This is a genomic window from Dyadobacter sp. HNCC25DJ185, from assembly GCF_056895195.1.
Genome location: NZ_JBXHAR010000008.1, coordinates 275,635 through 301,596 on the forward strand (window position 1 = coordinate 275,635; position 25,962 = coordinate 301,596).

Below are 25,962 nucleotides of genomic sequence, written 5' to 3' on the forward strand. Positions count from 1 at the left end.
CTGGCCGATAAATGGATAAAAACCTTTAACCATTGACCTTTTGACCCTTAACCCATTGCACTACTATTCGGACCTCAGCGACCGTACCGGATTCATCAGCGCTGCTTTGATGCTTTGGAAACTGATGGTAAACAGCGCAATAGCTATGGAAATAATCCCCGCCAGCCCAAATACCCACCAGTTGATCTCGGTATGATAGGCAAAATCCTGCAGCCAGTTCCGCATACCATACCAGGCAATCGGGGAAGCGATGACGATGGCGATCAGTACCAGTTTCAGGAAGTCCTGTGACAATAAGGTTACGATACTCCCTACGGACGCGCCCAACACTTTTCTGACGCCGATTTCCTTCGTGCGCAACTCGGCCATGAACATCGAAAGCCCAAGTAAACCGAGGCATGATATGAAAATCGCAATGCCTGCAAAAATGCCGAAAAGCATTTGCTGTGTCTGCTCCCTTGCATATAATTTGCCAAAACGCTGATCCAGGAATTCATATTGGAAAGGCATTTCGGGGAAGCGGCTGTTCCAGACAGATTCGATATGAGCGATTGCCTGTTTCAGGCTACCCCCCGCCACCTGGACCGATACACGGCCCAGTCGTCCGGGCTGGTTAAACATGGCAATAGGCGCTACCTTCTGGTGCAATGATTCGAAGTGATAGTCCTTGGTAACGCCGATAATCTGGCCACGCATTTCGCCATAGCCGAAACGGTTCCCAATCGCATCCGCGGGGTCCTTCCATCCCAGAAGTCTGACAGCGGTTTCATTCAATATAAAACCAGACGTTTTGTCGGTAGAAAAATCCCTTGAAAAGTTACGACCCGCCGCCATTTCGATTTGGTAAGCCGGGATAAAATCCTCGTCAACGGACAGGGATTTGATGGTGATATCAGTCGGTGCGAAGGTATCGCCTTTCATGACATACGCCTCCCAGGAATCCAGCAAGCGACCGGAAGGAATACGGGAGGAACGCCCCACTTCTTTGATACCCGCATCTTCTTTCAATCTTTGTCTGATACTTTCAAAATTGGTGGCCGAATCGTCGGGGACGTTGAATACGATGACCTGGTCTTTGGAGAAACCCAATTTATAATTCCGGATATATCTCATTTGGGTATAAACAACCGTGGTACTGATCATGAGCACAACCGCAATTGCGAATTGCGCAACGACCAATGTCTGTCTTAACTTGCCGTTTTTCAAGGCAGAGGCAATCTTTCCCTTCAAGACGCTGATCGGTTGAAATGACGTCATAAAAAAGGCAGGATAACTACCTGCGACAAGACCGGTAAAAAGGGTTATACCGGTTAGGATTGTCAGAAAAGAAGGATCTAGCAAAGCTCCGATTGTCAAGTCCTTTTGCGTGAAGTTATTGAGTGTCGGCAAGCACAGCACGACCATCAGCAAAGCCAGCACCACGGAAACAATCACCAGCAATACCGACTCACTTAAAAACTGGCCGATCAGCTGCGCGCGGACCGCGCCAATTACTTTCCGCATTCCAACTTCTTTCGCCCTGGTAGCCGATTTTGCAGTCGCCAGGTTCATATAATTAATGCAGGCAATGATCAATATGAAAAGCGCGATTGCCGAAAAAAGGTATACGTACTGGATATCCCCGTTGGCTTCAATTTCGGAATCAAGGTGCGAATACAGGTGAATATCTGTCAGTTTCGTAAGGTTCAAAACCGAATATTTTGAAGCATTCGGCTCAATGCGGCGATTTTGAAAAGCAGGAAATGCCTTGATCAGCTTTTGCGGATCATAGTTTTCAGGCAAAAGCAAAAAGGTTGAAAAAGAATTGTTTCCCCAGTTCCGTTGCAATCCCTCTGCCCCGTAAACCCTTGGATCATTTAACGTTGAAAAGGAAACCAGGAAATTAGGGTGAAAATGGGATTGAGCGGGCAGCGGTTCAAAAACCCCGGTAACTGTATAATCCAATTGGTTGTCCAGCCTGACGATTTTTCCCATAGGGTCTTCTTTTCCGAAGTACTTCTCAGCCATGGGCTTTGAAAACATGATCGAGAAGGGATTTTCCAAAGCTTTGCCGGGATTGCCCTGGTCTATTTTGAAGGTGAATACCTTGAAAAGGTTCTTTTCCGCCGCAAACATATTTTCCTCCCTGAACGAATTGTCTTTGTATTTGACCACTGCATCGACGTCGATCATCCTCACTACCTGTTCCACCTCCGGAAAATCCTGCTGGATCAACGGACCAAAAGGCGGGGCAGCATGGCCGAGACGTAAAGATTCGGTCCCGTCCTTGGAAAGGAATGTTCTGGACAAACGATAAATGCGGTCTGCATTCTGGTGATGACGGTCGTAACTAAGCTCGTCTTTCACATACAAGGCCAAAAGCAAAAAACAGGCAAGTCCGATGGCCACACCCGATATATTGATGATGCTGAACATCTTATGCTTGAACAGCGTCCGGAGGGCAATTTTGAGGTAGTTTCTGAACATGACTTTTTATTTTAGTACTTAGCCTTTTACTTTTCTGCTTTCAATGGTGAATGTCTATGTCAATTACTTAATATTCCATTTATACCTGAATAGCTAAACGCTTGAAATCTATTCGCTTCTCAACGACTTGACAGGATCGGCCAAGGCGGCTTTGATACTTTGAAAACTGATTGTCAGTAACGTGATGACGATGGCGATCAACCCCGCCGACAGGAAAACCCAGGCGTTGATCTGGATGCGGTAAGCAAAATCTTTGAGCCACTCGCTCATAAAATACCAGGCTATAGGAGATGCTACAATGATTGCGGCAGCGATCAGTTTCAGGAAATCACGGGAAAGCAATACGACAATGCTGGCTACAGAGGCACCTAAGACTTTTCTCACCCCAATTTCTTTGGTGCGCTGCTGAGCAATGAAGGCGATCAGGGCAAACAGTCCAAGGCAGGAAATCAGGACAGTTATGGTAGAAAACAGTTCCAGAATAGTCGAAACCTTATTTTCAGCTTTATACATTTCATCAAATTCCTGATCGAGGAAATGGTACTCAAACGGTCTTAAAGGGAAATTTTCTTTCCAGCTTTTCCTGAGCAATGCTATGGCTTCCGTTGCATCGCTGCCCGAAACCTTGACCATAATTTTACCAAAATAATTGTACTCCGGTATGATCGCAATGGCCCCGATCTTCTCGTGCAACGACCTGAAATGAAAATCCTGCGCAACGCCTTTGACCTTACCTTTCCTGCCATTCATATTGACTGCTTTACCAAGGGCTTTTTCGGGTGTCCAGCCAAGCGCCTTTACCGCAGATTCGTTGAGGATAAACGCGTAGGTCCTCAATTCAAAACTATCTTTTGTAGCTTGTAAAATGTCCGTTTCATTGAAATTCTCGCCTGCAACCAGTTTCATCCCGATAGTCGGAACAAAATCCTTTTCCACCGGAATGGCGGTAATATTCATTCCTTCATTTTCGGGTTTATCGCTTGCGGCAATAAAATATCCTCCTTGCACATTGAGCGGTGAATCGTACGAGGCGGTGACCGATTTAACCTTGGCGTTGCCCAGCAGTTCCCCTTTGATGGCGGCAAGCTTGCCTGCTGGAATTCCCGAGCTCAGGTCCATCACAAGGATTTGCGAAGGATTAAGGCCCAGGTTTTTATTTTGGATGTAGTAGAGCTGTTGGTTTGCAATGATGGTGGCAATGATAAACAGCATAGAAATGGCGAACTGAAAAATCACCAGAAAACTTCTTAATCCTCCATTCCCTGACGAAGACAACAGAGGGCCTTTTAGAACTTTGATCGGCTCGAACCGGGAGAGCACTGCCGCAGGGTAAGCTCCCGACAAGATCGTAACCACAAAAATCATCCCCAGTAAAACCAGCGGAAAAGAGTAGCCGGGCCACACTTTCAGATCGAGCACATTGCCAGTCAGGTTACTTAACCCAGGCAGACAGATTACCGTAATCATCACCCCAATAACGGTTGCGGTAACCGTAATGATCGCACTCTCAAGCAAATGCTGACGAAATAACTGCATCCTGACGGCCCCCATGACTTTCCTGACACCCACTTCTCGTGCGCGAATGGCAGCGCGGGCCGTCACAAGGTTGATAAAATTGATGCAGGCGATCAGCAGGATCAGCACAGCCACACCGGAAAGTACATATATGTATTTGTAATCGCCCGAAGGTTCCAGGCCGTTGCCTGCCTTTGAATATAAATGGATATCGTTGAATGCTTCCAGTTCCAGCCGCACCTTGAAAGCCGGATTTTGCGGATCGTTCAGGTTCTGCTTTGTGAACCTGTCGATCCTGGCTTGCAGCGCTTTGACACTTGCATGAGGTCGCAGCAACAGGTAAGTGTAGTCGTTGGCTGAATCAAAGGCTTCGGTTTTGGAGCGTGGCAATGTACTGTAACTACCGAGCCAGCTGAACTTGATATGGGAATAAGAGGGGATATCTTTTACCACGCCCGTGACCTGCATGGTGTACTTGTCGTTCATTTTTACGGATTTGCCTAATGCACTCTGGGTCCCGAAATATTTTCGCGCTGTACTTTCGTCAATCACGACGGTATTCGGCTGGGCCAGGGCTGTACGGGGGTTTCCTTCTACAAATGGAAAGGAGAAGATTTTAAAGAACGACGAATCCGCAAAAAGGACTTTTTTCTCATTGTAAGACTGGCCCTCATACTGGACAGCGACCGCCCCGGATCCACTGAATGCATAAATTCTAACCCCGGTTTCAACTTCCTCAAATTCTCTTGAAAAAACTGGCGCTACCCCGGTGGGTGTGATGGCCAGATTCTCCGGCGCCCCATCGCCCGATTGGTAAAACAGGTTAACACGGACGATCCTATCCCCGTTGGTTTGAAAACGGTCGTATCTGACCTCATGTAAGATATAAGTAGCAAGTAACAGGAAGCAGCCCATGCCGATCGCGAGCCCTGCGATGCTGACAAATGAGTTAGTCTTGTATTTCCAAAGACTACGAAATGCTATTTTGAGGTAGTTTCTTAGCATAATTTTGTCGGCTTTTACGATCGGATTTTGTTTTGGTAATAAATTTGTGCCACTCACACAAACCGCTCATTATCATAAAATTATAACTTAATAGACGTCCGAAATCGAACAGTTTTTGTTCAGTTTGACAAAAGCCTGGGAGGTCATCGAGATTTGACAGGCACGTCAGTATTTTAAAGTGTCCGTTAGTAAAAAACAAAATTGTTTGATAGTAATGGACAAGATTGTATTTTTGTATCAAACAACTTGATATGATACTCAAATCCGTTCTGGCTAATGTTATGGAAGCTCAAAAAGCCAATCTGGGTGTTCTGGATACCGGGCTTAAAAGGGATACCCTTGACATCCTGCCGGATATATCATCTCATGCGCTGATCGTTTCGGGGATACGCCGCTGCGGCAAAAGCACTTTGCTGTATCAGTTATTAAAAGAAAAACATCCCGAAGCACTCTATCTCAATTTCGAGGATACGAGGCTTTACGACTTTGAGCCAAACGATTTCAGCCGTCTCGACAGCGTCATTAAGGATTTCAAAACCAATGTTCTATTCTTTGATGAAATACAAATCATCGATCGCTGGGAAACCTATGTGCGGCAGAAGCTGGACGAGGGCTGTAAAGTCGTCATCACAGGTTCAAATGCCTCCTTACTGAGCCGCGAGCTGGGCACAAAACTGACCGGAAGGCATATCACTAAAGAGTTGTTCCCCTTCTCTTTCAATGAGTTTAGAGCATTCCGAAAAATAATTCCAACCGAAGAATCGGTTATGGCTTATCTCAGCAACGGCGGCTTTCCTGAGTATGTAAAATCGGGGTTGGAAGAAGTACTGCATCATCTTTTTGAGGATATACTGATCCGGGATATCGCGGTCCGCTACGGTGTCAGAGACGTGAAAACATTGCAAAGGCTTGCTTTGTACCTCGTTTCGAACGTGGGCAACCTCGTAACAGGCAACAGGTTGAAAAGCCTGTTTGAAATCGGGTCGACCAGTACGATCATGGATTATCTGTCGCACCTGGAATACACTTATCTGTTTCATTTTATACCAAAATTCAGCTACTCGGCCAGGAAGCAGCTGGTTAATCCCAGAAAAATATATGCGGCCGATACGGGGATGGTCAATGCCAATTCCGGTTCGTTTTCTGACGATTTCGGGCGGAAATTTGAGAATATGATGTTCCTGCATTTGCGGAGGAGTTTTAAGGAGATCTATTATTTTTCCGAAAAAGGAGAATGCGATTTTGTCGTTGTCCAAAAAGGTGCCGTACAGAAGCTTGTACAAGTCTGTTACGAGCTCACCCCCGATAACCTCGACCGCGAGCTCGACGGGCTGTTTGAAGCCATGGATTTTTTCAATCTGAAAGAAGGCTTGCTGGTTACGCTTCATCAGGAGGAAAAATTTGAACGGAACGGCAAGGCGGTCAGGGCGGTCCCTTCTTTTCAATTTCTATCGGAATAAAAAACTTGGCAAGTCTTAAGGACTTACCAAGTTTACCAACTACTTAACTACCAACTTATTAATTTCCGCTTTGCACGTCGTCGTTGCGTATGCCACGTTTATTCTTCTTAATTGCTTCTTTCAGCCTTCCGAATTTATAATTCAAGCTCAGATTAAATGACCGGAAATAATCCCTACGGTAATCTACCTGACTGAAATCCGGGCCTGAAGTGAATCTCTCAAACTTCCTGAACTTCGTAAAAGGATTATTTGCTGCGGCTGCAAATGACAGCTTGTCCTTCACAATATCTTTGCTGATGCTGAACGAAGAACTGACCATTGCATTGGACGATCCCTGCAGGTTGATCCCTTTGCCATTCGCATTCAGGTTCGCATTCACCCGCCAGTCCTTTTCAAACCGGTAACCGGTTGAAACCGAGATCTGGTACATAATGCCGCTATTCGTAATCGTCACACCATCAACGATACCCCGGACTTTGCCATGGGCAGCCCTCGTGTTCATGCTGAAATTCCAGTTTTTGGTGATCGGGTAATTGATGTTCAAGTTTGCCATGATCAGCCTTGCCATGCCGGTATTGCCGTAAGACGTCCGGGTAATATTTGTTTCGGCGTTATAAACCGCCACGGGAAAGATCAGGTCTCTGAAATGGGTGTAACCTACCCCGAAATTAACCGAAGCCTTTTTTGATTTGCTGTAACCTAGCTGCAGGTCGTTGACCAACGCGGGACGCAAACCCGGATTACCCGTTTTTTCAAAACTCGGGTTCGACCGGTCGATGAATGGATTAAGCTGGTAAATACCCGGACGCTGGATGCGCTGTGTATAGCCAAAATTCAAGCCGCTGTTGTCCTTGAATTTACGGTTGACCGACACGGAAGGAATTACATTGAAATAATTTTGTTTCACCTTCGAGTCAGTAGAGATAAAGTCGGCGTCGACAATCGTTTGTTCGATCCTCGCGCCCGCTTTAACACCCCAGTTTTTGAAATTATACTGATAGGTATTGTAGGCACCAAATACGTTCTGGGTATTGTTGAACCGGTTACTCATACCGGGATCGAGCTCGTAGGAATTACTTTCGGGATCGAAGGACCTGTATTGAAAATCGCTCTTATTGTCGCGCATGATCCCCTTCAGACCTGCCTCGATACTTAGCTTTTTGACAGGATATACATAATCTACCTGGAAGGTCTGCTCCGAAAAACTCTGATCATTAACCTGGATATAATCCGGTATGTCATAGTGAATGCGCTGGGAGATCGCAAGTTTATTATTCTGATTATTATTGAACCCGAAATACCTGTAAGAGAAAGTAAGAAGCCTGTTTTTGTCGGCTTTAAAGCCTTTCTGATAGTTAAGCGCCGCATCCATACCGTGACCACGGTCGCGGCTGTTGTTATCGACATAGTACCTTTCCAGCACCTCGCCGGCGGCATTCAATTGCGAAGCCTGAAATCCCGAGCCATTCCCCTTACTTCCGTTGACGTTGATTTGGGCACTGACCAAATTAAGCGTATCTAGTTCGTAGGTAAGCTCATACCCCATATATCCACTCGTATTTTTAGATTTCGATGCACCATTCTGAAAAGTATGGGTTGCATCCTCCCCGGTTGTCGACCTGCTCACGCTGTTGATCGTTGATGGCGTTATATACTGGTTCCCGCCAGCCAAAACGGTCATGCCGAATTTACCAAGCTTTGCCGAAAATGAGCCGCCCAGACCTGGCCCGCCTATCGGGAAACGCTCGCTGACATTGATTGTACCAGTGTAACCATTATCGATTTTTTTGTGGGTAATGATATTGATGATACCGGCCAATCCTTCGGCATCGTACTTGGCTGGCGGCGTAGTGATCACCTCAATACGTTCAATGGATGATGCCGGCATACTCCGGAGCACTTCGCGATAGTTCCTCTCCACCATGCTCGAAGGCTTTCCATTGATCAGGATCTTGAAATCGGCGTTACCTTTTAAAAATATATTGTCACTGGCGTCCAGCGAGAGAAAGGGTACCTTCCGCATCATTTCCAGCACGCTGAAAACCTTGCTTTCCGGGTCGGCCTGAAGATCATAGGAAATGCGGTCGATCTCCTGTTTTACAATGGGTTTGATTGCCGTGACGGTAACTTCTTTCAACCCCACCGTGCTCGGGCTGAGCGAAACGGTCCCGAGAACGATCTCCTTTTTGGTACTGTCGGTAAGGTCAGCTTCTATCGTTTTGCTAGTGTAACCCACTCCTACGAATACAACCGTATACTTACCCGGTTTCAGGTTCGCAAAAACAAATGATCCGTCGGATTTGGTGAAGTCGGCCTTCACACTTGTGCTCTTGTTCACCATCAGGTTGACGGTGATGAAATCCATCGGCTTTTTGCTAGCCGAATCGGCTACTGTGCCTGCTATGCTGCTGCCTGTTGATATAGTCTGTGCAAGAGAACGCTCGACGCAGATTAATCCGAAGATGAGCAATGAAAGAAATAATAAGAGTAATGACTTCATAATGGTGAGTTTTTTGATGGCTAATAGATGATAAAAGGCATAGGAATTCCGACAAGAGCAATCGGCTCTTTTGAACAATTTCCTGAAACGGATCTGGGGAAAGTTAGGCTATCGCAACAGTTGCAAAAGCATGTCTGGAACTGGCTCTACAAAAGTATACTAAGGTACTTTGTGATGCAAGGTACTATGTCAGAGAATTAACAGAAAATGACGAGCGGCGTATTTTCCGTTTGACCGGTAATTTTATGGCCGGGGGGCGTCCTTTTCGCTGATCTTTCTTTCAATAAAAAAATTGATAATTAAACTTAAGCCACCCAGAAGAAATACCATGGCCAGGTATGCGACCCCTTTGCTGAAATCATAAGTTCTGTCCAGGTAATTTCCGAGCAGGATTCCCAATGCAATACCCACAAACAGCATCCCGAATTTCAATGTCGGATATGACGTATAGTTTTTATCCGAGAAAATAGAAGCGTCGGCGCCCTTTTCGATCAGGGATATCCGCTCTCTGTGCCTGGTCATCATGAACACATATACAATTCCGAAAATACCGGCAAACGCGCCAAGTGATATTACTACACCATGCATATTGATCTAAAATTTAAAGTACGGCCATTGGACAGTGTCATAGACCGCTTGGTTACAGCAATGAGCAAAAATCTTTACGAAAAATTATTTCCAGACAAAATGTAACCTACGGAACGAAGTTCCAGTCTAATCAAAAGCTGAGTAAATTCAATACATGAACAACAGGGAAGACCAGGTTTATATCGATAAAGTCAAAAAAGGAGACCTGGGTTCTTACACATATCTTGTTGATAAGTATAAAAACATGGCCTTTACCATTGCCATGCGGATCATGGGCGATTCATTTGAGGCGGAAGATGTGGCACAGGAAAGCTTTATAAAGGCTTATCTGCAGATCAAAAGTTTTCAGGGCAATTCCAAGTTTTCGACCTGGCTTTATACAATCGTTTACAGGACCGCCGTATCCAAATTGCAGCAGGGAAAGCGCAAATTCGCATCCTTAGATGATGATCTCAGCGAAAATTTCACTTATGACCATTCTTCATCGCCTATTCAGCAGCTGCAAGTCGCAGAAAGGGATAAATTTGTAAAAGAAGCCATTCAAAGGCTTCCCAAAATGGAGTCTGTGGTCATTACACTGTTTTATCTGAACGAAAATTCTGTCGAGGAGATCGGGGAAATAACAGGCCTGTCGACCTCAAATATTAAGGTGAAATTGTTCAGGGCACGAAAGGTGCTCGAGAAAGAATTACATTTCCTGCTATAATTGAAGGTTATGAGTGATATGGAAAATAGGGACGAAAATCTGGGACGACTGATCCGCGGCGCAGGTCATGAAGCTGCCGGGCTGAATTTTACCGAAAATGTAATGAAAGGCATTCGGGCCGAGGTTCAGCCGGAAGCGCTAACCGAATTGTCGTTGAAATCATTGCTGCAGAAGCACGCTATTGACCAGCCTTCTGCTGGGTTTCAGTTGCAGGTGATCGGGCAACTAAGCGAGGCTCGAAAAGAGCCATTCACCCCCATTATCTCTCCCCGAACCTGGTATGCCATTGTGGCGTCGCTACTGGCATTGTTAATTTACTGCTATTTCTATCCTTCGGCGAACCCCTCGGAAACGCCCAGGCTTATTGAATTCACGGGCAGGGTGGTACGGTCTGTACTTGTAGTTCCCAATCAGCTCCGCGGGATATTCGAGCTGTCGGCGTTGATATTGATTGGCCTATCCGGGTTGCTCACAACGGATTACTTTCTTCGGGGAAGGCTTTCAGCGGGTTATCATAAACTAGCCAGGTCTTAAAGACCTGGCTAGTTTATGATTCAATAACCGGTGGCGCGCTGCATTATCCTTTCCAATTATACCGTTTGCCAGCATGCTGGAAGGCAAATAAACGTTCGCGTTGGGCCGAGGTTAACACGGAAAGGATTTCATTTTGTTTCTGTTGCTCCAATCTCTGAACGCCCTGAAATGTGCTGTATCTCTTATTGGGTGACATCAGACGGTCATACTTGTTTTCAATTTTCTTGATCTTATTCTCCTGCTTGCGGGTAAGGCCGACGATCTGATCCAGTTTATTGATCTTAAATTCTTCGCTGGCGTTATCAATCCGTGAATGGTTCACGGCCGGGGCCTGGTGACCTTTCATTCTTTGGGCAAAGCCATTTCCCACAGTAAGAGTTACGATTGTTGCGATTGCTAAGATGGTCTTTTTCATGGTTTCCAAGTGTTTAAATTGTTCGTTTATGTAGTTTAGAGGGGCTTTCTGGGCCGAGGTTTAAGTTGCTTTTCCTCTAATCTATGAACAGGAAACCCGCACCGATGACAGGACCTTCTTAATCGACGAATGGTTACAATTTATTTATTCCCAAGAGTTGGTACATACCTTGCCTGGATATTAAATGCCGATTATATGTACAGCAATTGGGCTGCCATAATTGGGTGAACCAACAATCAGGGGAACCGATTCCGGCTTTCATTTATGACCAAATTGAAAGCCGGAAGAACGTTACATGTGCTGATCGATTCAGATTATTCGCTTCGCAGAGATTTGACGGGGTTCATCAATGCAGCCTTGATTGCCTGGAAGCTTACTGTTAATATCGTGATGATCACGGCCAGCAATGCGGAAACGGCAAAAACTACCCAGCTCAGACTGATATGGTATTCATACTTTTCGAGCCAGTCGTGTAAGAAATACAGCGCAATGGGTGAAGCAAGTGCACAGGATAACAGTACCAAATAAACGAACTCTTTGGACAGCATTGCCCACATTTGCGCCACGCTTGCGCCTAACGCCTTGCGGATACCGATCTCTTTAGTCCGCTGCTCCGCTGTGTAAGCCGCAAGACCAAACAAACCGAGACAGGATATAAAAACAGCCAGAACCGCAAAAACCCTGGCCAGTTTGCCAATCCGTTCTTCCGAGCGGAACTTGGCTTCATATTCCTGATCCGCAAATTTGAATTCAAATGGCGAGTCGGGATCAAATTTCCGGAAGATGGATTCCACTTTTTTCAGCGCCTCGTCGACCGGCTTGCCGGGGATCAGCTTCACATTGATCAGGTTTGCCCATTCGTAATCCATCAGAAAAATCGTAGGTACGGCCGGCTCATACGGCGATTGCATCACCATATCTTTAATGACGCCTACTACCTGACGTGGCTTTCCGTTATACCGGATTATTTTACCCACAATGTTTTTGATTCCTGTCAGCTTCACCGCAGATTCGTTCAAGACAAAAGACGCTGTATCAGTGGAAAAATCCCTTGAGAAGTCCCTTCCGTCGATGATCTTCCACCCGATTGTTTTTCCAAAATCATGGGTAACGGCAATGGTACCAAACAGCGGAAGTGATCCTGCCTCCATTCCGTCCCACTCAAAACCAATCTGATTGGAATAAATCCCGGTGGTAGGGCTGGAAGATTCACTCATCTCGTATACGACACCCGACTTGAGAAGCTCATCGCGCAAAGGATAATACTTACCATACAGGTTTGGCGAAATGCTGATCTGCAATAGCCCTTGTCGATCATAACCCACCGGCCTGTCCTTGGCGTGTTGTATCTGCTGGAAAACAATAATTGTCCCGATAATCAAGGTGATGGATACGGTAAACTGCATCACAACCATCACCTTACGAGGCACGGCCGACCATTTGCCCACTTTAAAAGTTCCTTTCAAAACCGAAAGCGGGTTGAAAGAAGACAAATAAAACGCAGGATAACTTCCTGAAACCAATCCGGTGAACAGCGAAAACAGGATCAATGCAAGCCAGAACTGGTAGTAAAAGAAAGGGAAGCTGACATGCTTTTCTGAGAGATCGTTAAACGAAGGAATCGCAACCAGGACGATCAAGATTGCCAGTAACAATGCAAATGAAACAACCAGGAAAGATTCGCTTAAAAACTGAAAGACAAGCTGGCTTTTCAGTGAGCCGATCGACTTCCTGATCCCAACTTCTTTCGCGCGTTTTTCGGAGCGGGCTGTACTCAGGTTCATGAAATTGATACAGGCGAGCAATAACACAAAAATGCCAATAATGCTGAACAGCCATACAAACTGGATTGCACCGCCGATATTTTTACCATCCTTGAAGTCGGAGTACAAATGCCAGCGGCTCATTGGGTGCAGGAAATATTGGGGGTTATCGGTCTTCGAGAATGCATGCGGCATTTCCACATCCTTTATTTTTTTCGACACTTTGTCGATCTCCGCGTGATCGGCTACTTGCGCGAAAAACTGAAACGAGTGGTTGCCCCACTGGTCCTGGGCACTTTTCACCCATCCTTCGGCATTAAGATAATCGCTCCAGGGCAGGATCAGGTATAACTCGTTGAATGCCGAGTTAAATGGAATGTCCTCATAAACACCGGTCACTTTCACATTTTTCTTAATGTCCAGTTTGACCGTTTTATTCAAAGGGTCTGCATCCCCGAAAAGCGATTTGGCCAGAGACTCGCAGATCACCACAGATCCCGGATTTTTCAGTGCGCTGTAATCTCCCCGTATCATTTTCAACGAGAGCATTTCGGGCAACGATGGTTGCGCCCACATCCCTGTTTTGTTGATCTTCTTGTCGCCGTTTGCCAGCAAATGGCTGAAGTTCCAGGAGGCGAGTGAAGTGAACTTAAAATCGGAGGCATATTTGGTCGCCATTTCGGTCACTGCAGGGATCGATACGGCTGTGCCGCTGCCCGTTTGTTTGTTGAATGTCTGGCTGATCCACGCCTGAACAATACGGTCGTGGTTTTTGTGGTATTTGTTATACGAAAGCTCATCCCAGACCCAAAGTCCGATCAGCATAGCCACCGCTATACCTACCGCGAGGCCAACAATATTGATAAATGAGTAAACCTTGTTTTTAAGCAGGTTTCGGAGGGCAATTTTGAGATAGTTCCTGATCATTGGGTTAGATTTGGTCGTTGTTTGCTATTGGCGTTTAGCTTTATTTTCAATTCCTGATATACATTAAAATTAAGATAAGCGATTGGCCGACACCTAAGAGCCAATAGCTTACCTCTATTCGCTCCGCAAAGCCGTCACCGGATTTACCAATGCTGCTTTGATACTTTGAAAACTGACGGTTACCAATGCAATCGTCATTGCGAACACCCCGGCACCTACATACAACCACCAGCTGATGCTGACCTTGTAGGTGAAATCCTGCTGCCACTCCTTCATGAAATACCAGGCAATCGGCGAAGCAATCACCAACGCAATCATAACCAGTTTAACAAAATCCACTGAGAACAACCCAAAGATATTGAATGCTGATGCACCAACGGCCTTCCTGATACCCATTTCCTTCGTGCGGGATTCGGCCATAAAGGCTACCACGCCATACAAGCCGAGGCATCCGATGAAAATTGCTATGCCGGCCAGGATCTCGAACAGCTGAAACAGTTTTTCCTCTTTTTCGTAAAAACTATTGAGCGTTTCGTCCAGAAATGAATATTTGAAAAGAAAATCAGGGAAAGATGCTGACCATGCTTTCTCAATCTTTCCGATCAACGCTGGATTGGCACCGGCGGCTAGTTTAATCCCGAGTGTTCTATAATTACTTCTGTCTGTGGTTAAAACGCAAGGGATAATTTCACGGTGCAGGCTATAGGTATTGAAGTTTTTGACAACACCCACAATAGGCAGCTTCACGCCCCCGCCGCCGATGGCCATTCTTTTACCAATCACCTCCTCCGGGTTCTTAAAACCCAGTCTTTTCACAAAGGCTTCGTTGATCACAAATTCGCGCATGGTATCAGCAGGAAGATACATCCGCCCTGCAACCATTTGCAATCCATACGTCTTAACATATGCTGTATCCGCCGGACGCATTACAACCTCAAAATCCAATGGTTCTGCATCATTTTCGAATGTGAAACCGGTTTGCCAGTTGCTTCGGGACATCGGTGTGAAAGCACTAAAGCTCATTTTCTCAATACCTGGCTCTGAAACCAGTTTAGCATAAAGTTCTTCCAGCTCACCTGGCCCCTGTCCTGGAATAGCCATGCTGATGATCGCGTCTTTTTCAAAACCAAGATCCATAGTCCGGAAATATTTCATCTGGCTGTAAGCGATCAACGTTCCCAATAACACCACCTGTGAAATGGTGAACTGCAGCACAATCAAACCCCGGCGCAAATTGGAATGGCCGTTTCCGCTTGATTTCATCTTGCCCTTTAACGCGAGGATAGGTTGGTACCCTGACACAACAAGGGCCGGATAAAATCCTGAAAGGAAAGTGGTTATCACAGCGAGAGCAAGCAGGAACAGCAAAACAAGCGGATCGGCTATAAACACCACGCCTTCGGACTGAACATTTAAGACTTCGCCAACGTAAGGCAGGGTGATTTGTGCCAGTATGAGCGCAAACACAACGGAAATAACCGTCAAAATCCCCGTTTCTGAAAAATACTGCCTGAGCAACTGACCGCGGGTACTTCCCAAAACTTTTCTTACCCCTACTTCCCTGGCTCTTCTCAGCGCCTGAGCCGTTGCCAGATTGATAAAATTCACGCAAGCCGTCACGAGGATGAATATCCCGATCAGTACCATTGACCAGATCATACCCACGCTAATCGTACGTCCGGCATAATTCTGTGTCCTGTTATCGAAATGAATCTCAGGAAAAGGCTGCAACACCATTTCCACTTTGGCTGCGTCTTCGGGCTTCTTATATTTTTTATTTAAATCGGCCAGGTTTTGCTCCATTCTTTCCTTGGTGATAGACGCGGGAAGCCTCAAATACATTTGTCCGCCGCCATAAGTGCTGATCCAATCATCCCAATTGGTGAAGGCACCATACTCTTTTAAAGAAGAAAAGGACAACATCGTCGTGAACGGCAAACTGGTAGTTGGCGGCGGGTCCTGGACCAAGCCTGTCACACTGAAATTTTTCTGATTGGATACCCGGATCGTTTTGCCTATCGGGTCTTCGTTTCCAAAGAATTTCCTGGCCTGGCTTTCTGACAGTACTACTGAGCCCGGGTTTTTAAGGGAAGTAGCCGGTGACCCTTTCAGCCACTTGTAGCTGAATAACTTGAAATATTCCGGCCCAATGAAGGAAACTGCATAGAACGGCTCCGAAAACTTCTTGCGGCTTGCCCCCTCGCCGACTGTGATCAGCGTCTCACGCATGGCGTAGGTGCAGGTAACCAGGTCTTTTATCTCAGGATAGTCATTTCGGAGCGCAGCCAGGACGGGCAACGGCACGCCCGGGTTGTAACCCTTATCTCCTGCCTCCTTGGTGTGGCTGACAATGCGATAAACCCGCTCGATTTTTTCGTGGTGCTGATCGAAGCTCAGCTCATAGCGGACAGTGAAAAAGATGAGCAGGCAGCAAGCAAGCCCAAGCGTGAGCCCAGTTACATTGATAACAGTGAAATTCCAGTTGCGTCGGAGATTCCGAAGCGAGGTAACGAGATAATTCTTGATCATGGCTGGTGATAACGTCGATGTTTTCTTTTTTTGAGAACATTAAACTTATACCAGCTCGACTAACAACTAAAAATCAATTAGTTACACAATATAATATCAGTCACCCTGTCCGCTTTTGAACACTTTTGTACGTGTTTGGACAAGGCATCATTCAGGCAGCGAGGTACTAGTCGCCAAGGTCGGCTTTTTCGAAATGGTTGATCTTTTCAAGCATCAAGTCCGTATAATTCCCGTCCTCAGATCTGGCATACATGGGAACAAAGCGCGCGCCATACACCATTTCCTCCTGGGTGTAGGATGTCCGTTGCTGTACAGTATTGGAAAAATGGTCGTCAAAGGCCTTGATCGTCACCATCATCTCAATTTTACAATCAATGAAATCCTGTTTGGTATAACCATGCAGCGGGCTTTTCTCATCAAGGGGATGCACAACAGTCCAGCTCAGCGCAAGCGAATTGATATGATTGATTTCAAGTCCCAAAGGATAAAACTTCGTTACCGTTTTGTCCCCTTCCCTTACGTGTACAGCCATGGTAACCTCAGCATTCGCATCCGTGAGGTGATTATTTTTGTAGGTTGCAAGCCTGAACATCAGCGCTTTTCCGCCCTTAAATGGAGCCACCAGAAAATTAGGGCTGAACCTGATATAAGCTTTCGGCCTGGAAAACCGGGCGTAGAACATACCGGTAACGAGCGCAAACGACATGATCCCGATGAACGATTCCAGCGAGGCGATCACATTGGTTACAAATCCTACCGGGCTTATATGACCATAACCAACAGTAGTCAGCGTCTGAGAACTAAAGAAAAATGCCTGAAGAAAATCATCAACAAACGAGCCGTCGGGAAAAGTCCCTTGCAGATTTTCAATGCCGATCAGATAATAAATGGTGGCAAATGACAAATTCAGACAGGTGTAAATACCAAAAACGGTTAGCGTGAAGGTCAGATGCCGCATATGGAGCAGCGAATGATAAATACTGATGCGCTCATAAAGAGGTACCCCTGTTTTTCTCAGGTTGATCCTCCCGTCTTTGTTGGTAAGCCTACCGCCCTCGGCACTGCTATTAGGGCTAAAGCCCGTATTGTTGATCGAGTTGTTACTTTGCCCGTTGAGGGAAGGTTCGTCGCGCATCCTGCACAGCTGATATGAAGGTTCGAATTGCTTTTATCCAATTCAAATTTACGCTAATCAGGCTTATACAAAATGACAATTTTTGCTTCCGGCGCCTACTCGCTTTTCAAAGACTTCACGGGATTCATCAATGCCGCTTTAATGCTCTGATAACTTACGGTTGCCACGGCAATCAACACAGCCACCAGACCTACCAGAATAAACAGCAATGGGTTGATCTCTATGCGGTAAGGGTAGTTGTCCAGCCATTGTTGCATGAAAAACCAGGCTACCGGCGTGGAAATTACGATGGCCACCAATACCAGTTTTACAAAATCTCTTGAAAGCACAAAAACCAGATTTGAAATACTTGCACCCAATACTTTCCGCACACCGATCTCTTTAGTGCGTTGCTCTATCACAATGAGTGCGACAGCAAACAGTCCAAGGCATGACAGGATGATCGCAATACCCGAAGCCAGACTAAAAATCTGAGAAAGCCTTTCTTCCTCTTTATACCATGAATTGGTGTTCTCATCGACATAAGAACCTATGAATTCCGACACAGGCGCGAGTTCATGCCAGGTATCTTTCAATTTCTCCATCGACGCGATCAGGCTCTGGGGCGTCACACGCACGAAAATGTAATTGATGGGTTCGGAGTGGGACAGGTACATGGTAATCGGCTTCTTCTCGTCTTTGGAGGAATAGAGATTAAAATCGGGGACCAGGCCGATGATCTGGTACTTTACGCCTGCAGTATCTGTCTGGAAAAACTTCCCGACGGGGTCTTTTTCACCGATCATTTTCGCCATGCTTTCGGTGATGATCACGCGGTCCAATGTGTCGGTCGGATAAGCGGGATTAAATTCCCTGCCACCGAGAAGTTTGATATTTAGTGTTTTAAGATATTCGTAATCAATATGCAGCCAGTCGGTTGAAATTTCCCGTTCCTTGTAGGTGAAGCCTTGTACACTTCTGGACGAGCTTCTGTCGAGCCCTAGTCCCAGATTTACGGTACTTCCGGTTATAGCAATGATGTTTGGGTCACTGGCCAGCTTGTTTCGCATCAGCCGCAGTACCTGGTTACCATTCACTTTACTTCCTACCGGAATGCTGATGACCTGTTCCTTCTGGAAACCAAGTGGCTGTTCCTGCAAATGCCTCACCTGCTGGACCGCAATGATCGTGCAACATATCAAAACGCTGGACAATGTAAATTGCGCCACAATCAGCGAATTCCGCAGCAGCCCTGGCTTTTTCAGGGAAACCTTTCCTTTTAACACTTCAACAGCATTGAATTTCGACATCCGCCATGCCGGATAACCTCCCGCAATAAGCGTTACAAGCAAGAATAGCCCCACCAGCAATGCTAACTTACCGGGCTGGAAAATATAATCCAGGCTAAGCTTACTTGCAAATACCGCGTTGAAAGTAGGCAGAAACAAAATAGCCAAACCGATACCGCAAAGAAAACCCAGAAAACAGATCACCCCGGCCTCACCCCAGATCTGCATAAAAAGCTGGTTTTTGAGCGCTCCGAGCGACTTGCGTACCCCTACTTCCTTTGCCCTGATGAACGACCTGGCGACATTCAGGTTGATAAAATTGATACAAGCGATCAGAAGGATAAAGAAACCAATCCCCATTAGTGCATAAACCAACCCGATAGGTACGCTGCCACCTGCCATAGATGCGTCGAAATGTACGTTTTTAAGGTTTTGCAGCCTTATAGCAAAAATATCGCCCCGCTCATCCGGCCGTGCCCCCTTCTTTTTGAGTTTTTCAAAAGTCTCTCCGAAATATTTCTTAGCAAATGGTTTAAGCTTTCTTTCAAAAGCGAGCTGGTCTACCCCGGGTTTGAGTTTCAGGAACACCTTATGCGAATAAGCATTCCAATAGTCGATCAGCTGCTGGTACCCGCCCGTATTTTCACTTCTTACAAAAGCATCGAATTTAATCGTGGAATTGTCGGGATTGTCCTTCAAAACACCAGTCACGAGGTATTGCTTTTTATTGGCATCCAAACCGATTTCCAGTTGTTTGCCCATGGGATCCTCACTTCCAAACACAGCTTTGGCCATACTCTCGCTGATCACGATATTGCTCAGGTTCTGCAACGCGGATTGCGCATTGCCTTTGACAAGCGGGAATGAAAATACCTTAAAAAAATCAGGTTCGGTGAACATGACCGCTTTATCGAAATATTTCCCCTTGTACTGAACAACATCGCTGCCATTCAATATCCTGGCAACTCCTTCTATTTCCGGGAATTCCGCTTTGAGGGCTGGAGTGATCGGGAAAGGCATCGTACCGGATTTTTTTGCATTTTCGGGATCGTTGGAAAAAAAGTAAACCTGATAGATCCGCTCTTTGTCCTGATGGAAGTTGTCAAAAGACAACGCAAAGTAAGCCGTCAGGAACAGAAAGGCGCTTACACAAAAAGCAACCGAAAGGCCAGCAACATTGATGAATGCATAACCCTTATTTTTCCAAAGGTTACGAAAGGCGATTTTGAGATAGTTTTTGAACATATCGTTTTGGCAGTTAGAGGCTGGCTCTCAGCTGTTAGCTTTTTCGCCAGTGGCAGAAAAAGCAGGGTTTTAAGGTTAAATTCTGTATATCAACTATTTTCGATTCTACTGAGGCAGAAACGAATCGCTGCCTATTCACTCTTCAATGACTTCACCGGATTGGTGATCGCCGTCTTGATCGCCTGTGAACTCACGGTCAGGATTGCAATAATTACGGCAAGCGTTCCTGCCAGAGCGAACATCCACCATTGGATGGAAATTTTATAAGCAAAGTCCTGCAACCATTTATTCATCACGTACCAGGTCAGAGGCGTGGCTATTACAATGGATATCATCACCAGCTTGACAAAATCCCCTGATAACAGCGTTACAATGCTTCCCACAGAAGCGCCGAGCACTTTCCTTACGCCGATTTCTTTGGTGCGTTGCTGCGCTGCAAACGCTGCGAGGCCAAATAACCCCAGACAGGAAATCAAGATGGATATCACTGTAAACGAGTTCACAATGCGCGAGGTGCGCGCGTCGGCCTTATAGTTCCTTTGAAAATCTTCGTCCAGAAAGCTGTATGTAAATGGCTCATCAGGGATCAGCGATTTCCATTTGGCTTCCATAAACGGAATAACCTTGCTGACATCCTTTGTGCTGACGTGCGCGACGATATAGTTGTGGTATGGCTCCAGATTAAGGAAAAACGCGTAAGGTTCGATTGCTTTATGCAAATCCTCGTAGTGGAAATCCTTGACAACGCCAACGATCTCAATGGATTTGGTCACATGATCATACCCGTCATCGAAGTTCAGCTTTTGCCCGATTGCCCTTTCTAACGGGATGCCGAACTTCTTCAGGGTCGCCTCATTTACGACTGTTCGGAGATTGGTGTCCCCCGGGAATGCATTGGAAAACATCCTCCCGGCTTTCATTTCAAAACCCATTGTCTGCATAAAATCAGGTGACACCCAATTGGTTTTGATCAGGGCATCCTCATTCACGCTCTGTCCGGGAAGGTAAACCGACATATCGCTGGGATTCAGAATCCCCGGATAATAAGAGGTACCAGCCGCCGCACCGATCTGGTTATTCTGCAGCAGTTCGTTTCGTAACGCACTGTACTTCTGCCTCGATTCCTGGCTGCGAAAAGGAATGACAATCTGCTGGTCTTTGGTAAAACCGAGCGGTTGTTCCTGCATGAATTTCATTTGTCCCTGGATCACAATCGTCGCCACAACCAGTCCGATGGAAATTACAAACTGGAACACGACCAATCCCCTCCGCAATGCGGTCGCCGATATGGAATTGACAAATTTCCCTTTGATCACGTCCAAAGGGTTATAAACCGACAGGTAAAACGCCGGATAACTCCCTGATAACAGTCCGGTTACGAGGGCCAGCACAATAAAAGCAATGATAATGTTCGGTTGAAACAAGGTATTTAGATCCAGCGATTTGTCCGATAACTGATTGAAAACCGGCAAGAACAACACCACAAAAGTAACCGCAACCAGCAACGCTAGGAAGGTCAGCACCATGGATTCTCCTAGGAACTGGCCTATCAGGCCACCTTTTCCGGCACCCATGATCTTCCGCATCCCAACCTCCGCGGCGCGTTTCGCCGATCGCGCCGTTGCGAGGTTCATAAAATTGATGCAGGCAATCAGCAATGTAAAAAGTGCGATAGAAGCCAGCACATACAGATAAGTGGTGCTGGTAGTGGACGTGACGATCCTGTCTATTTGGTTGAAAAGATGGATATCCCTCACAGGAAGCAATGCAAGCCTTTTGTCGTAACCAGCCAGTTTCAAATCTTTACGTGCATATTTCTCAATGAAACCGGGAAGCTTTTTACTGAATTTCGCCGGGTCTGTGCCTGGTTTCAGCCTCAGATAATGGTAAAACATGTTATTGTTCGTAAAATCGAGGTTTGGCTGCCTCAGGTATTCTCCTACCCAACCTGCATGAAGGGATACGAAGTAACGTGCGTCTATATGTGATCGCGCACTCTCATCAACATAAACCCCGGTTACTTTGAAATTTTCGTTGTTACCAGTCTTGCCGCCGATCTTGATGGTTTTATTCAGTGCGGACTCATTGCCAAACAGTTTGTGTGCGATTTCCTCGCAAAGAACGACCGAGTTAGGATTATTAAGTGCGGTATGCGGGTCCCCTTCGAGGAAGTGATAGGTAAATACATCAAAAAATGTTGAATCCACATGGGTGCCCTTTGTTTCATAAAACGATTTAACCGCTTTTCCCGATTCCTCCCGCGTTAATAAAGATCTGTCTTCCAGGAAGTTTTGCCAAAGGCGGGTCACTTGTACTACTTCGGGGAATTCGTCCTTCACGGCGCGGGCATAGGGTGCCGGTCCGCGGGGATTATCCATCTTTTCACCATTGGGCTGCACGTTCTCACTCCTCAGCAGGTACAGGTCGCTGACATATTCCTGGTGTTTATCAAATGAGATCTCACTCAAAATATAGAGCAGCAGCAGCATGCAGCAAGTCATGCCGACGGAAAGGCCAAATACATTGATAGCAGAAAACAGCTTGCTTTTCAGCACATTTCTCCAGGCGATTTTCAGATAGTTTTTAATCATGGCTAACAGATAGCAGAATGCTTTGCAAAGGTTCTGCTGCCTGTATCGAATTATTGTACCAGGCTAAACTGAATCACGCTAATATATTGTATATCAATAATTTATCGCTTCACTAAAATAACAAAAAGTGTCCGGTATCGGACACTTTTTGTTCGGTATTGTCTTCACATTGATGAGTGCAGTGGAAGTATCCGTACTTTCGATTTCTGATCAAAGAAAGTTACAAGACTACCCTCTTCTAAATAGGTTGTATAGTTGGTTAGACAAGCCATAACTGTATTACCAATGATATCTGGAAGTAAGTTTTGGCTTCTAACTTGAAAAACACTAGGTGAATTAGCGTTTGTGGCCGCAAGAATAGAGCCGAAGTCCAGATCATTTGTAAAAACTATAAAATTATGTAATCTGGCATATTCAAAAATCAGGGTATCCGGATCAGTTGCCTTTCCAACTGAAGACCAATGAACTGCATAAATATGATTTGAAATAAAAAAATCTGTCCAGGCCGGGGACAGATTCATATCGATCAAAATTTTCATGCAGCTTGAAAAGGGACCTCGATTTCTTCGGAGCGCCACGCAGCATAAGCAAGAGCCTGCTTGATGTCCTCAGTTTCCAGATAAGGGTATAAATCTAGAATTTCCTCAAAGCTTTTTCCGGATGCAACCAGCCCAACAATCGTACCGACCGTCACTCGCATTCCACGGAGACATGGTTTTCCTCCCATAACCAGGGGATCAAATGTGATACGTTCTAAATTCATGAAAAAGTATTTTAACAAAAATATCAAAAAATGTTGAATGCCTCACAGCTGGCCGTTAGTTCATGACCATCGGACAGCCTTTCTACTCGCTCTTCAAACTCCTGACCGGGTCCATTAACGCAGCCCTGATACTTTGAAATCCAACCGTACACAATGTCAGGACCAATGCACAGGCACCGACCATTGCGTAAATGTACCAGTCAATAGAAGTGTGATAATCAAAACTTTGCAGGTAACTTTTTTCAAAACTGTAAGCGATCGGCAACCCAATGATAACAGCCAGCAGCACCATAACCACAAAATCCCTCGCCAGCAAAAATGCAATTTCTCCAACGGAAGCCCCCAACACTTTCCGGATCCCTACTTCTTTGGTCCGCTGATTGGCCGCCAGCGTGATCAGCCCGAACACCCCCGCCAATGCAATTACAATGGAAAGAATAGTTACGAAATTGACCATTTTCCAGATCCCGTCCAGGTGGTTATACTGCCTGCTCAGTTCGTCGGTAACGTAAAAGGAACTGAAAGGTTTCCGGGCTGGTATCTTCTTCATTTTTGCTTCCAGGGATGCCAAAACACCTTTTGCCTGGCTAATATCGTCCAGCCGGATACTCAGATAACCGTTAAGCCCCGTCGGTTCGTACCAATGCAAAAGCGGCTCGATCTTGTCTTTTAAATCCTGGTAATGAAAATCCTTCATGACACCGATGATGGTATAGACCTCCGGATTGTTTTTCTGACGTAAGCGCTTCCCGACAGCCGTTTTCCAGCCCATCGCTCTCATCGCCGATTCATTGATCACCACCGGATGGTTCTCCCCTTTTTTGTCTATCTCATCTGAAAAGTCCCGGCCTTCAATCATTTTTATACCATAGGTCTCATTATACCTTGCACCCGCAGCCACGTGCTTGAAGCGGATCTCCTTATTCGTTTCACCCTCAGGCAGGTACATATTGTAGTTACTCCAGTACTTGGTAGGTACAACCCCCGAGGTTGAAAAGCTCTTTACCCGGGAATCCCTTCTCAATTCATCCAGGATCGGCATGAACTGGTTTTTTGCGGACTCCTCATTCCGGTACTGCAAATTGGATGAAACCACCACGACATCTTGATGCTCGAAACCCATTTCGGCATGCCGCATGAAACTAACCTGCTTGCGAACCGTAATTGCACCGATCACCAACCCAAATGCGATCACAAACTGCACTACGATCAATGTGCCGCGTGTCCAGCCTCTTGCAGCGGTTTTGTTTGAGAGTTTTCCCTTGATGGTATCCCGTATATCCAGCTTGTTCAGATAAACAGCCGGATAAGTTCCTGCGATGATCGCGATCAGGCTGATAATACCTGCCAGCGTAAAAAACGTCACATAATCCTGCTCCCAGCTCAACACCAGTTGCATGCGTCCCTGCCGGAATTCATTGAACTCGGGAACCAGGTAGATCACCCCCAGGATAATCGCCAATGCCATGGATGCGATCAGTACAATGCCCGATTCTGTCCAGAACTGCACCAGGATCTGTTTTAAATTGGAACCAGTCACTTTCCGCACCGCTACTTCCTTGGCACGTGTAAATGCGATGGCGGTATTCAGATTGAGTAAGTTAATGCTGATAATCAGTAGGATAAAGACTGAAATCGCAATCGCTCCATAAATCATCCATTTAAAGGCCGGGTTTTCCTGGTGTATATATTCTTTCAAAGGCATCACATGCAGCTTCCGGTTTTTGGCCTCAGCCCCGAAATGCGCCTTCCCGAATTGTGGAAATTCTTTTTCCAGCTTGGCAACATTCGCAGTTTTATTGAGTTTCAGGTAAACGGTCGAAAACGTGTTATACCAATCCGCGCCCTGGGCGAAGTTTTTGTCTGCCTCCAAAACAGAAATAGGTACCAGCACTTCAAATTGGAGTGAAGAGTTCTCGGGTACCTTTTCCAGGACACCCGTGATTGTAAAATTGAGCGTATCGTTTACCGCGACGGTCTCACCCACCGGGTTTTTTCCCCCGAAGAGAGCCTGTGCAATATTTTGGTTGATGACTATTGATTCGCGCCGCTTCAATGCTGTTTGCGCATCGCCATATTGCAGTTTGAAGGAAAAAACATCGAAGAAACTGGTATCCACATATTTGGTATTTCCCTGGATATCCTTGCCCTTATAGTTGATCCAGACATTATTCCAGCCCTGAAAATGCGTCCCGGTCTCTATTTCCGGATAAGTTTTAATCAATTGCCCCAGAATTGGGTGCATTGTCTGGTTATACCGGCCGTCTTTCCCTTCTGTCTGGACAAAATAGATCTGGTCATTGTCCTTGTGAAAAGTGTCAAAAGTAATTCCGCGCTGGATAAAAAGGATCAGCACTCCCGCACTGGCGAGGCCCAGTGAAAGCCCCAGCAAATTAATCCCGGTAAAAAGCCTGTTTTTCCAAAGCGTCCGGAATGCGATTTTGAAGTAGTTACGAAACATGGAAAAAGGGTTAAGAGGGTTAAAGGTCAAGGGTTAAAAAGTAAGGGTTAAAGGTCAAGGGTGGCCCGCCTTCTGACCTTTTAACCTTTCA

The 25,962-nt window shown here is 46.0% G+C and carries 16 protein-coding genes; 3 read left to right on the forward strand and 13 right to left on the reverse strand.

The window, feature by feature from the left end; translation table 11 throughout:
• Window positions 1-63: 63 nt before the first annotated feature.
• Together AC1XUF_RS23285 and AC1XUF_RS23290 are read right to left on the reverse strand one after the other, a co-directional pair.
• Window positions 64-2,466 carry an ABC transporter permease gene (locus tag AC1XUF_RS23285; protein WP_483344251.1) on the reverse strand — a complete coding sequence of 801 codons (2,403 nt, stop codon included), beginning with the start codon at window positions 2,464-2,466 and terminating at the stop codon, window positions 64-66.
• 108 nt (window positions 2,467-2,574) lie between these two features.
• The gene (locus AC1XUF_RS23290) at window positions 2,575-4,986 is read right to left on the reverse strand and encodes an ABC transporter permease (protein ID WP_483344252.1); all 2,412 of its coding nucleotides are present in this window, start codon (window positions 4,984-4,986) and stop codon (window positions 2,575-2,577) included.
• Window positions 4,987-5,237: 251 nt separating this feature from the next.
• Here AC1XUF_RS23290 and AC1XUF_RS23295 point away from each other — a divergent pair, with 251 nt between their 5' ends.
• Complete coding sequence (locus AC1XUF_RS23295) at window positions 5,238-6,446, forward strand: ATP-binding protein (protein ID WP_483344253.1); 1,209 nt, start codon at window positions 5,238-5,240, stop codon at window positions 6,444-6,446.
• Between the two features lie 58 nt (window positions 6,447-6,504).
• Here AC1XUF_RS23295 and AC1XUF_RS23300 read toward each other — a convergent pair whose 3' ends face one another.
• Complete coding sequence (locus AC1XUF_RS23300; protein ID WP_483344254.1) at window positions 6,505-8,946, reverse strand: TonB-dependent receptor; 2,442 nt, start codon at window positions 8,944-8,946, stop codon at window positions 6,505-6,507.
• Between the two features lie 243 nt (window positions 8,947-9,189).
• Window positions 9,190-9,534, reverse strand: coding sequence for a DUF6249 domain-containing protein (locus AC1XUF_RS23305; protein ID WP_483344255.1), 345 nt, complete (start codon window positions 9,532-9,534; stop codon window positions 9,190-9,192).
• Window positions 9,535-9,688: 154 nt separating this feature from the next.
• Between AC1XUF_RS23305 and AC1XUF_RS23310 the strand changes: the two genes are divergently transcribed.
• Entirely contained in the window at window positions 9,689-10,240 is a 552-nt protein-coding gene (locus AC1XUF_RS23310) for an RNA polymerase sigma factor (RefSeq protein ID WP_483344256.1), read from the forward strand.
• Window positions 10,241-10,249: 9 nt separating this feature from the next.
• A complete protein-coding gene (locus tag AC1XUF_RS23315; protein WP_483344257.1) occupies window positions 10,250-10,774 on the forward strand; it encodes a hypothetical protein in 525 nt (174 codons plus the stop codon).
• A gap of 43 nt (window positions 10,775-10,817) precedes the next feature.
• Here the strand turns inward: AC1XUF_RS23315 and AC1XUF_RS23320 are convergent, their stop codons facing one another.
• The 9 genes from AC1XUF_RS23320 to AC1XUF_RS23360 all read right to left on the reverse strand — a co-directional run bounded on the left by AC1XUF_RS23320 (window position 10,818) and on the right by AC1XUF_RS23360 (window position 25,871).
• Complete coding sequence (locus tag AC1XUF_RS23320; RefSeq protein ID WP_483344258.1) at window positions 10,818-11,189, reverse strand: hypothetical protein; 372 nt, start codon at window positions 11,187-11,189, stop codon at window positions 10,818-10,820.
• 314 nt (window positions 11,190-11,503) lie between these two features.
• The gene (locus tag AC1XUF_RS23325) at window positions 11,504-13,879 is read right to left on the reverse strand and encodes an ABC transporter permease (protein WP_483344259.1); all 2,376 of its coding nucleotides are present in this window, start codon (window positions 13,877-13,879) and stop codon (window positions 11,504-11,506) included.
• 114 nt (window positions 13,880-13,993) lie between these two features.
• Entirely contained in the window at window positions 13,994-16,408 is a 2,415-nt protein-coding gene (locus AC1XUF_RS23330) for an ABC transporter permease (protein ID WP_483344260.1), read from the reverse strand.
• Window positions 16,409-16,574: 166 nt separating this feature from the next.
• On the reverse strand, window positions 16,575-17,543 hold the full coding sequence (locus AC1XUF_RS23335; protein WP_483344261.1) for an ion channel: 969 nt from the start codon (window positions 17,541-17,543) through the stop codon (window positions 16,575-16,577).
• Window positions 17,544-17,638: 95 nt separating this feature from the next.
• The gene (locus tag AC1XUF_RS23340) at window positions 17,639-20,056 is read right to left on the reverse strand and encodes an FtsX-like permease family protein (protein WP_483344262.1); all 2,418 of its coding nucleotides are present in this window, start codon (window positions 20,054-20,056) and stop codon (window positions 17,639-17,641) included.
• Window positions 20,057-20,187: 131 nt separating this feature from the next.
• A complete protein-coding gene (locus AC1XUF_RS23345; protein ID WP_483344263.1) occupies window positions 20,188-22,647 on the reverse strand; it encodes an ABC transporter permease in 2,460 nt (819 codons plus the stop codon).
• Window positions 22,648-22,811: 164 nt separating this feature from the next.
• On the reverse strand, window positions 22,812-23,168 hold the full coding sequence (locus AC1XUF_RS23350) for a DUF5615 family PIN-like protein (protein ID WP_483344264.1): 357 nt from the start codon (window positions 23,166-23,168) through the stop codon (window positions 22,812-22,814).
• Between the two features lie 14 nt (window positions 23,169-23,182).
• Window positions 23,183-23,410 carry a DUF433 domain-containing protein gene (locus tag AC1XUF_RS23355; RefSeq protein WP_483344265.1) on the reverse strand — a complete coding sequence of 76 codons (228 nt, stop codon included), beginning with the start codon at window positions 23,408-23,410 and terminating at the stop codon, window positions 23,183-23,185.
• A gap of 82 nt (window positions 23,411-23,492) precedes the next feature.
• On the reverse strand, window positions 23,493-25,871 hold the full coding sequence (locus AC1XUF_RS23360) for an ABC transporter permease (RefSeq protein ID WP_483344266.1): 2,379 nt from the start codon (window positions 25,869-25,871) through the stop codon (window positions 23,493-23,495).
• Window positions 25,872-25,962 lie beyond the last annotated feature (91 nt).

Bases quoted from the DNA above. Each gene is read 5' to 3' on its own strand.
- AC1XUF_RS23310 (WP_483344256.1), top strand. From the start codon at position 9,689: ATGAACAACAGGGAAGACCAGGTTTATATCGATAAAGTCAAAAAAGGA.
- AC1XUF_RS23350 (WP_483344264.1), bottom strand. From the start codon at position 23,168: ATGAATCTGTCCCCGGCCTGGACAGATTTTTTTATTTCAAATCATATT.
- AC1XUF_RS23335 (WP_483344261.1), bottom strand. From the start codon at position 17,543: ATGCGCGACGAACCTTCCCTCAACGGGCAAAGTAACAACTCGATCAAC.
- AC1XUF_RS23330 (WP_483344260.1), bottom strand. From the start codon at position 16,408: ATGATCAAGAATTATCTCGTTACCTCGCTTCGGAATCTCCGACGCAAC.
- AC1XUF_RS23295 (WP_483344253.1), top strand. From the start codon at position 5,238: ATGATACTCAAATCCGTTCTGGCTAATGTTATGGAAGCTCAAAAAGCC.
- AC1XUF_RS23320 (WP_483344258.1), bottom strand. From the start codon at position 11,189: ATGAAAAAGACCATCTTAGCAATCGCAACAATCGTAACTCTTACTGTG.
- AC1XUF_RS23305 (WP_483344255.1), bottom strand. From the start codon at position 9,534: ATGCATGGTGTAGTAATATCACTTGGCGCGTTTGCCGGTATTTTCGGA.
- AC1XUF_RS23355 (WP_483344265.1), bottom strand. From the start codon at position 23,410: ATGAATTTAGAACGTATCACATTTGATCCCCTGGTTATGGGAGGAAAA.
- AC1XUF_RS23345 (WP_483344263.1), bottom strand. From the start codon at position 22,647: ATGATTAAAAACTATCTGAAAATCGCCTGGAGAAATGTGCTGAAAAGC.
- AC1XUF_RS23285 (WP_483344251.1), bottom strand. From the start codon at position 2,466: ATGTTCAGAAACTACCTCAAAATTGCCCTCCGGACGCTGTTCAAGCAT.
- AC1XUF_RS23315 (WP_483344257.1), top strand. From the start codon at position 10,250: ATGAGTGATATGGAAAATAGGGACGAAAATCTGGGACGACTGATCCGC.
- AC1XUF_RS23290 (WP_483344252.1), bottom strand. From the start codon at position 4,986: ATGCTAAGAAACTACCTCAAAATAGCATTTCGTAGTCTTTGGAAATAC.
- AC1XUF_RS23325 (WP_483344259.1), bottom strand. From the start codon at position 13,879: ATGATCAGGAACTATCTCAAAATTGCCCTCCGAAACCTGCTTAAAAAC.
- AC1XUF_RS23340 (WP_483344262.1), bottom strand. From the start codon at position 20,056: ATGTTCAAAAACTATCTCAAAATCGCCTTTCGTAACCTTTGGAAAAAT.
- AC1XUF_RS23300 (WP_483344254.1), bottom strand. From the start codon at position 8,946: ATGAAGTCATTACTCTTATTATTTCTTTCATTGCTCATCTTCGGATTA.
- AC1XUF_RS23360 (WP_483344266.1), bottom strand. From the start codon at position 25,871: ATGTTTCGTAACTACTTCAAAATCGCATTCCGGACGCTTTGGAAAAAC.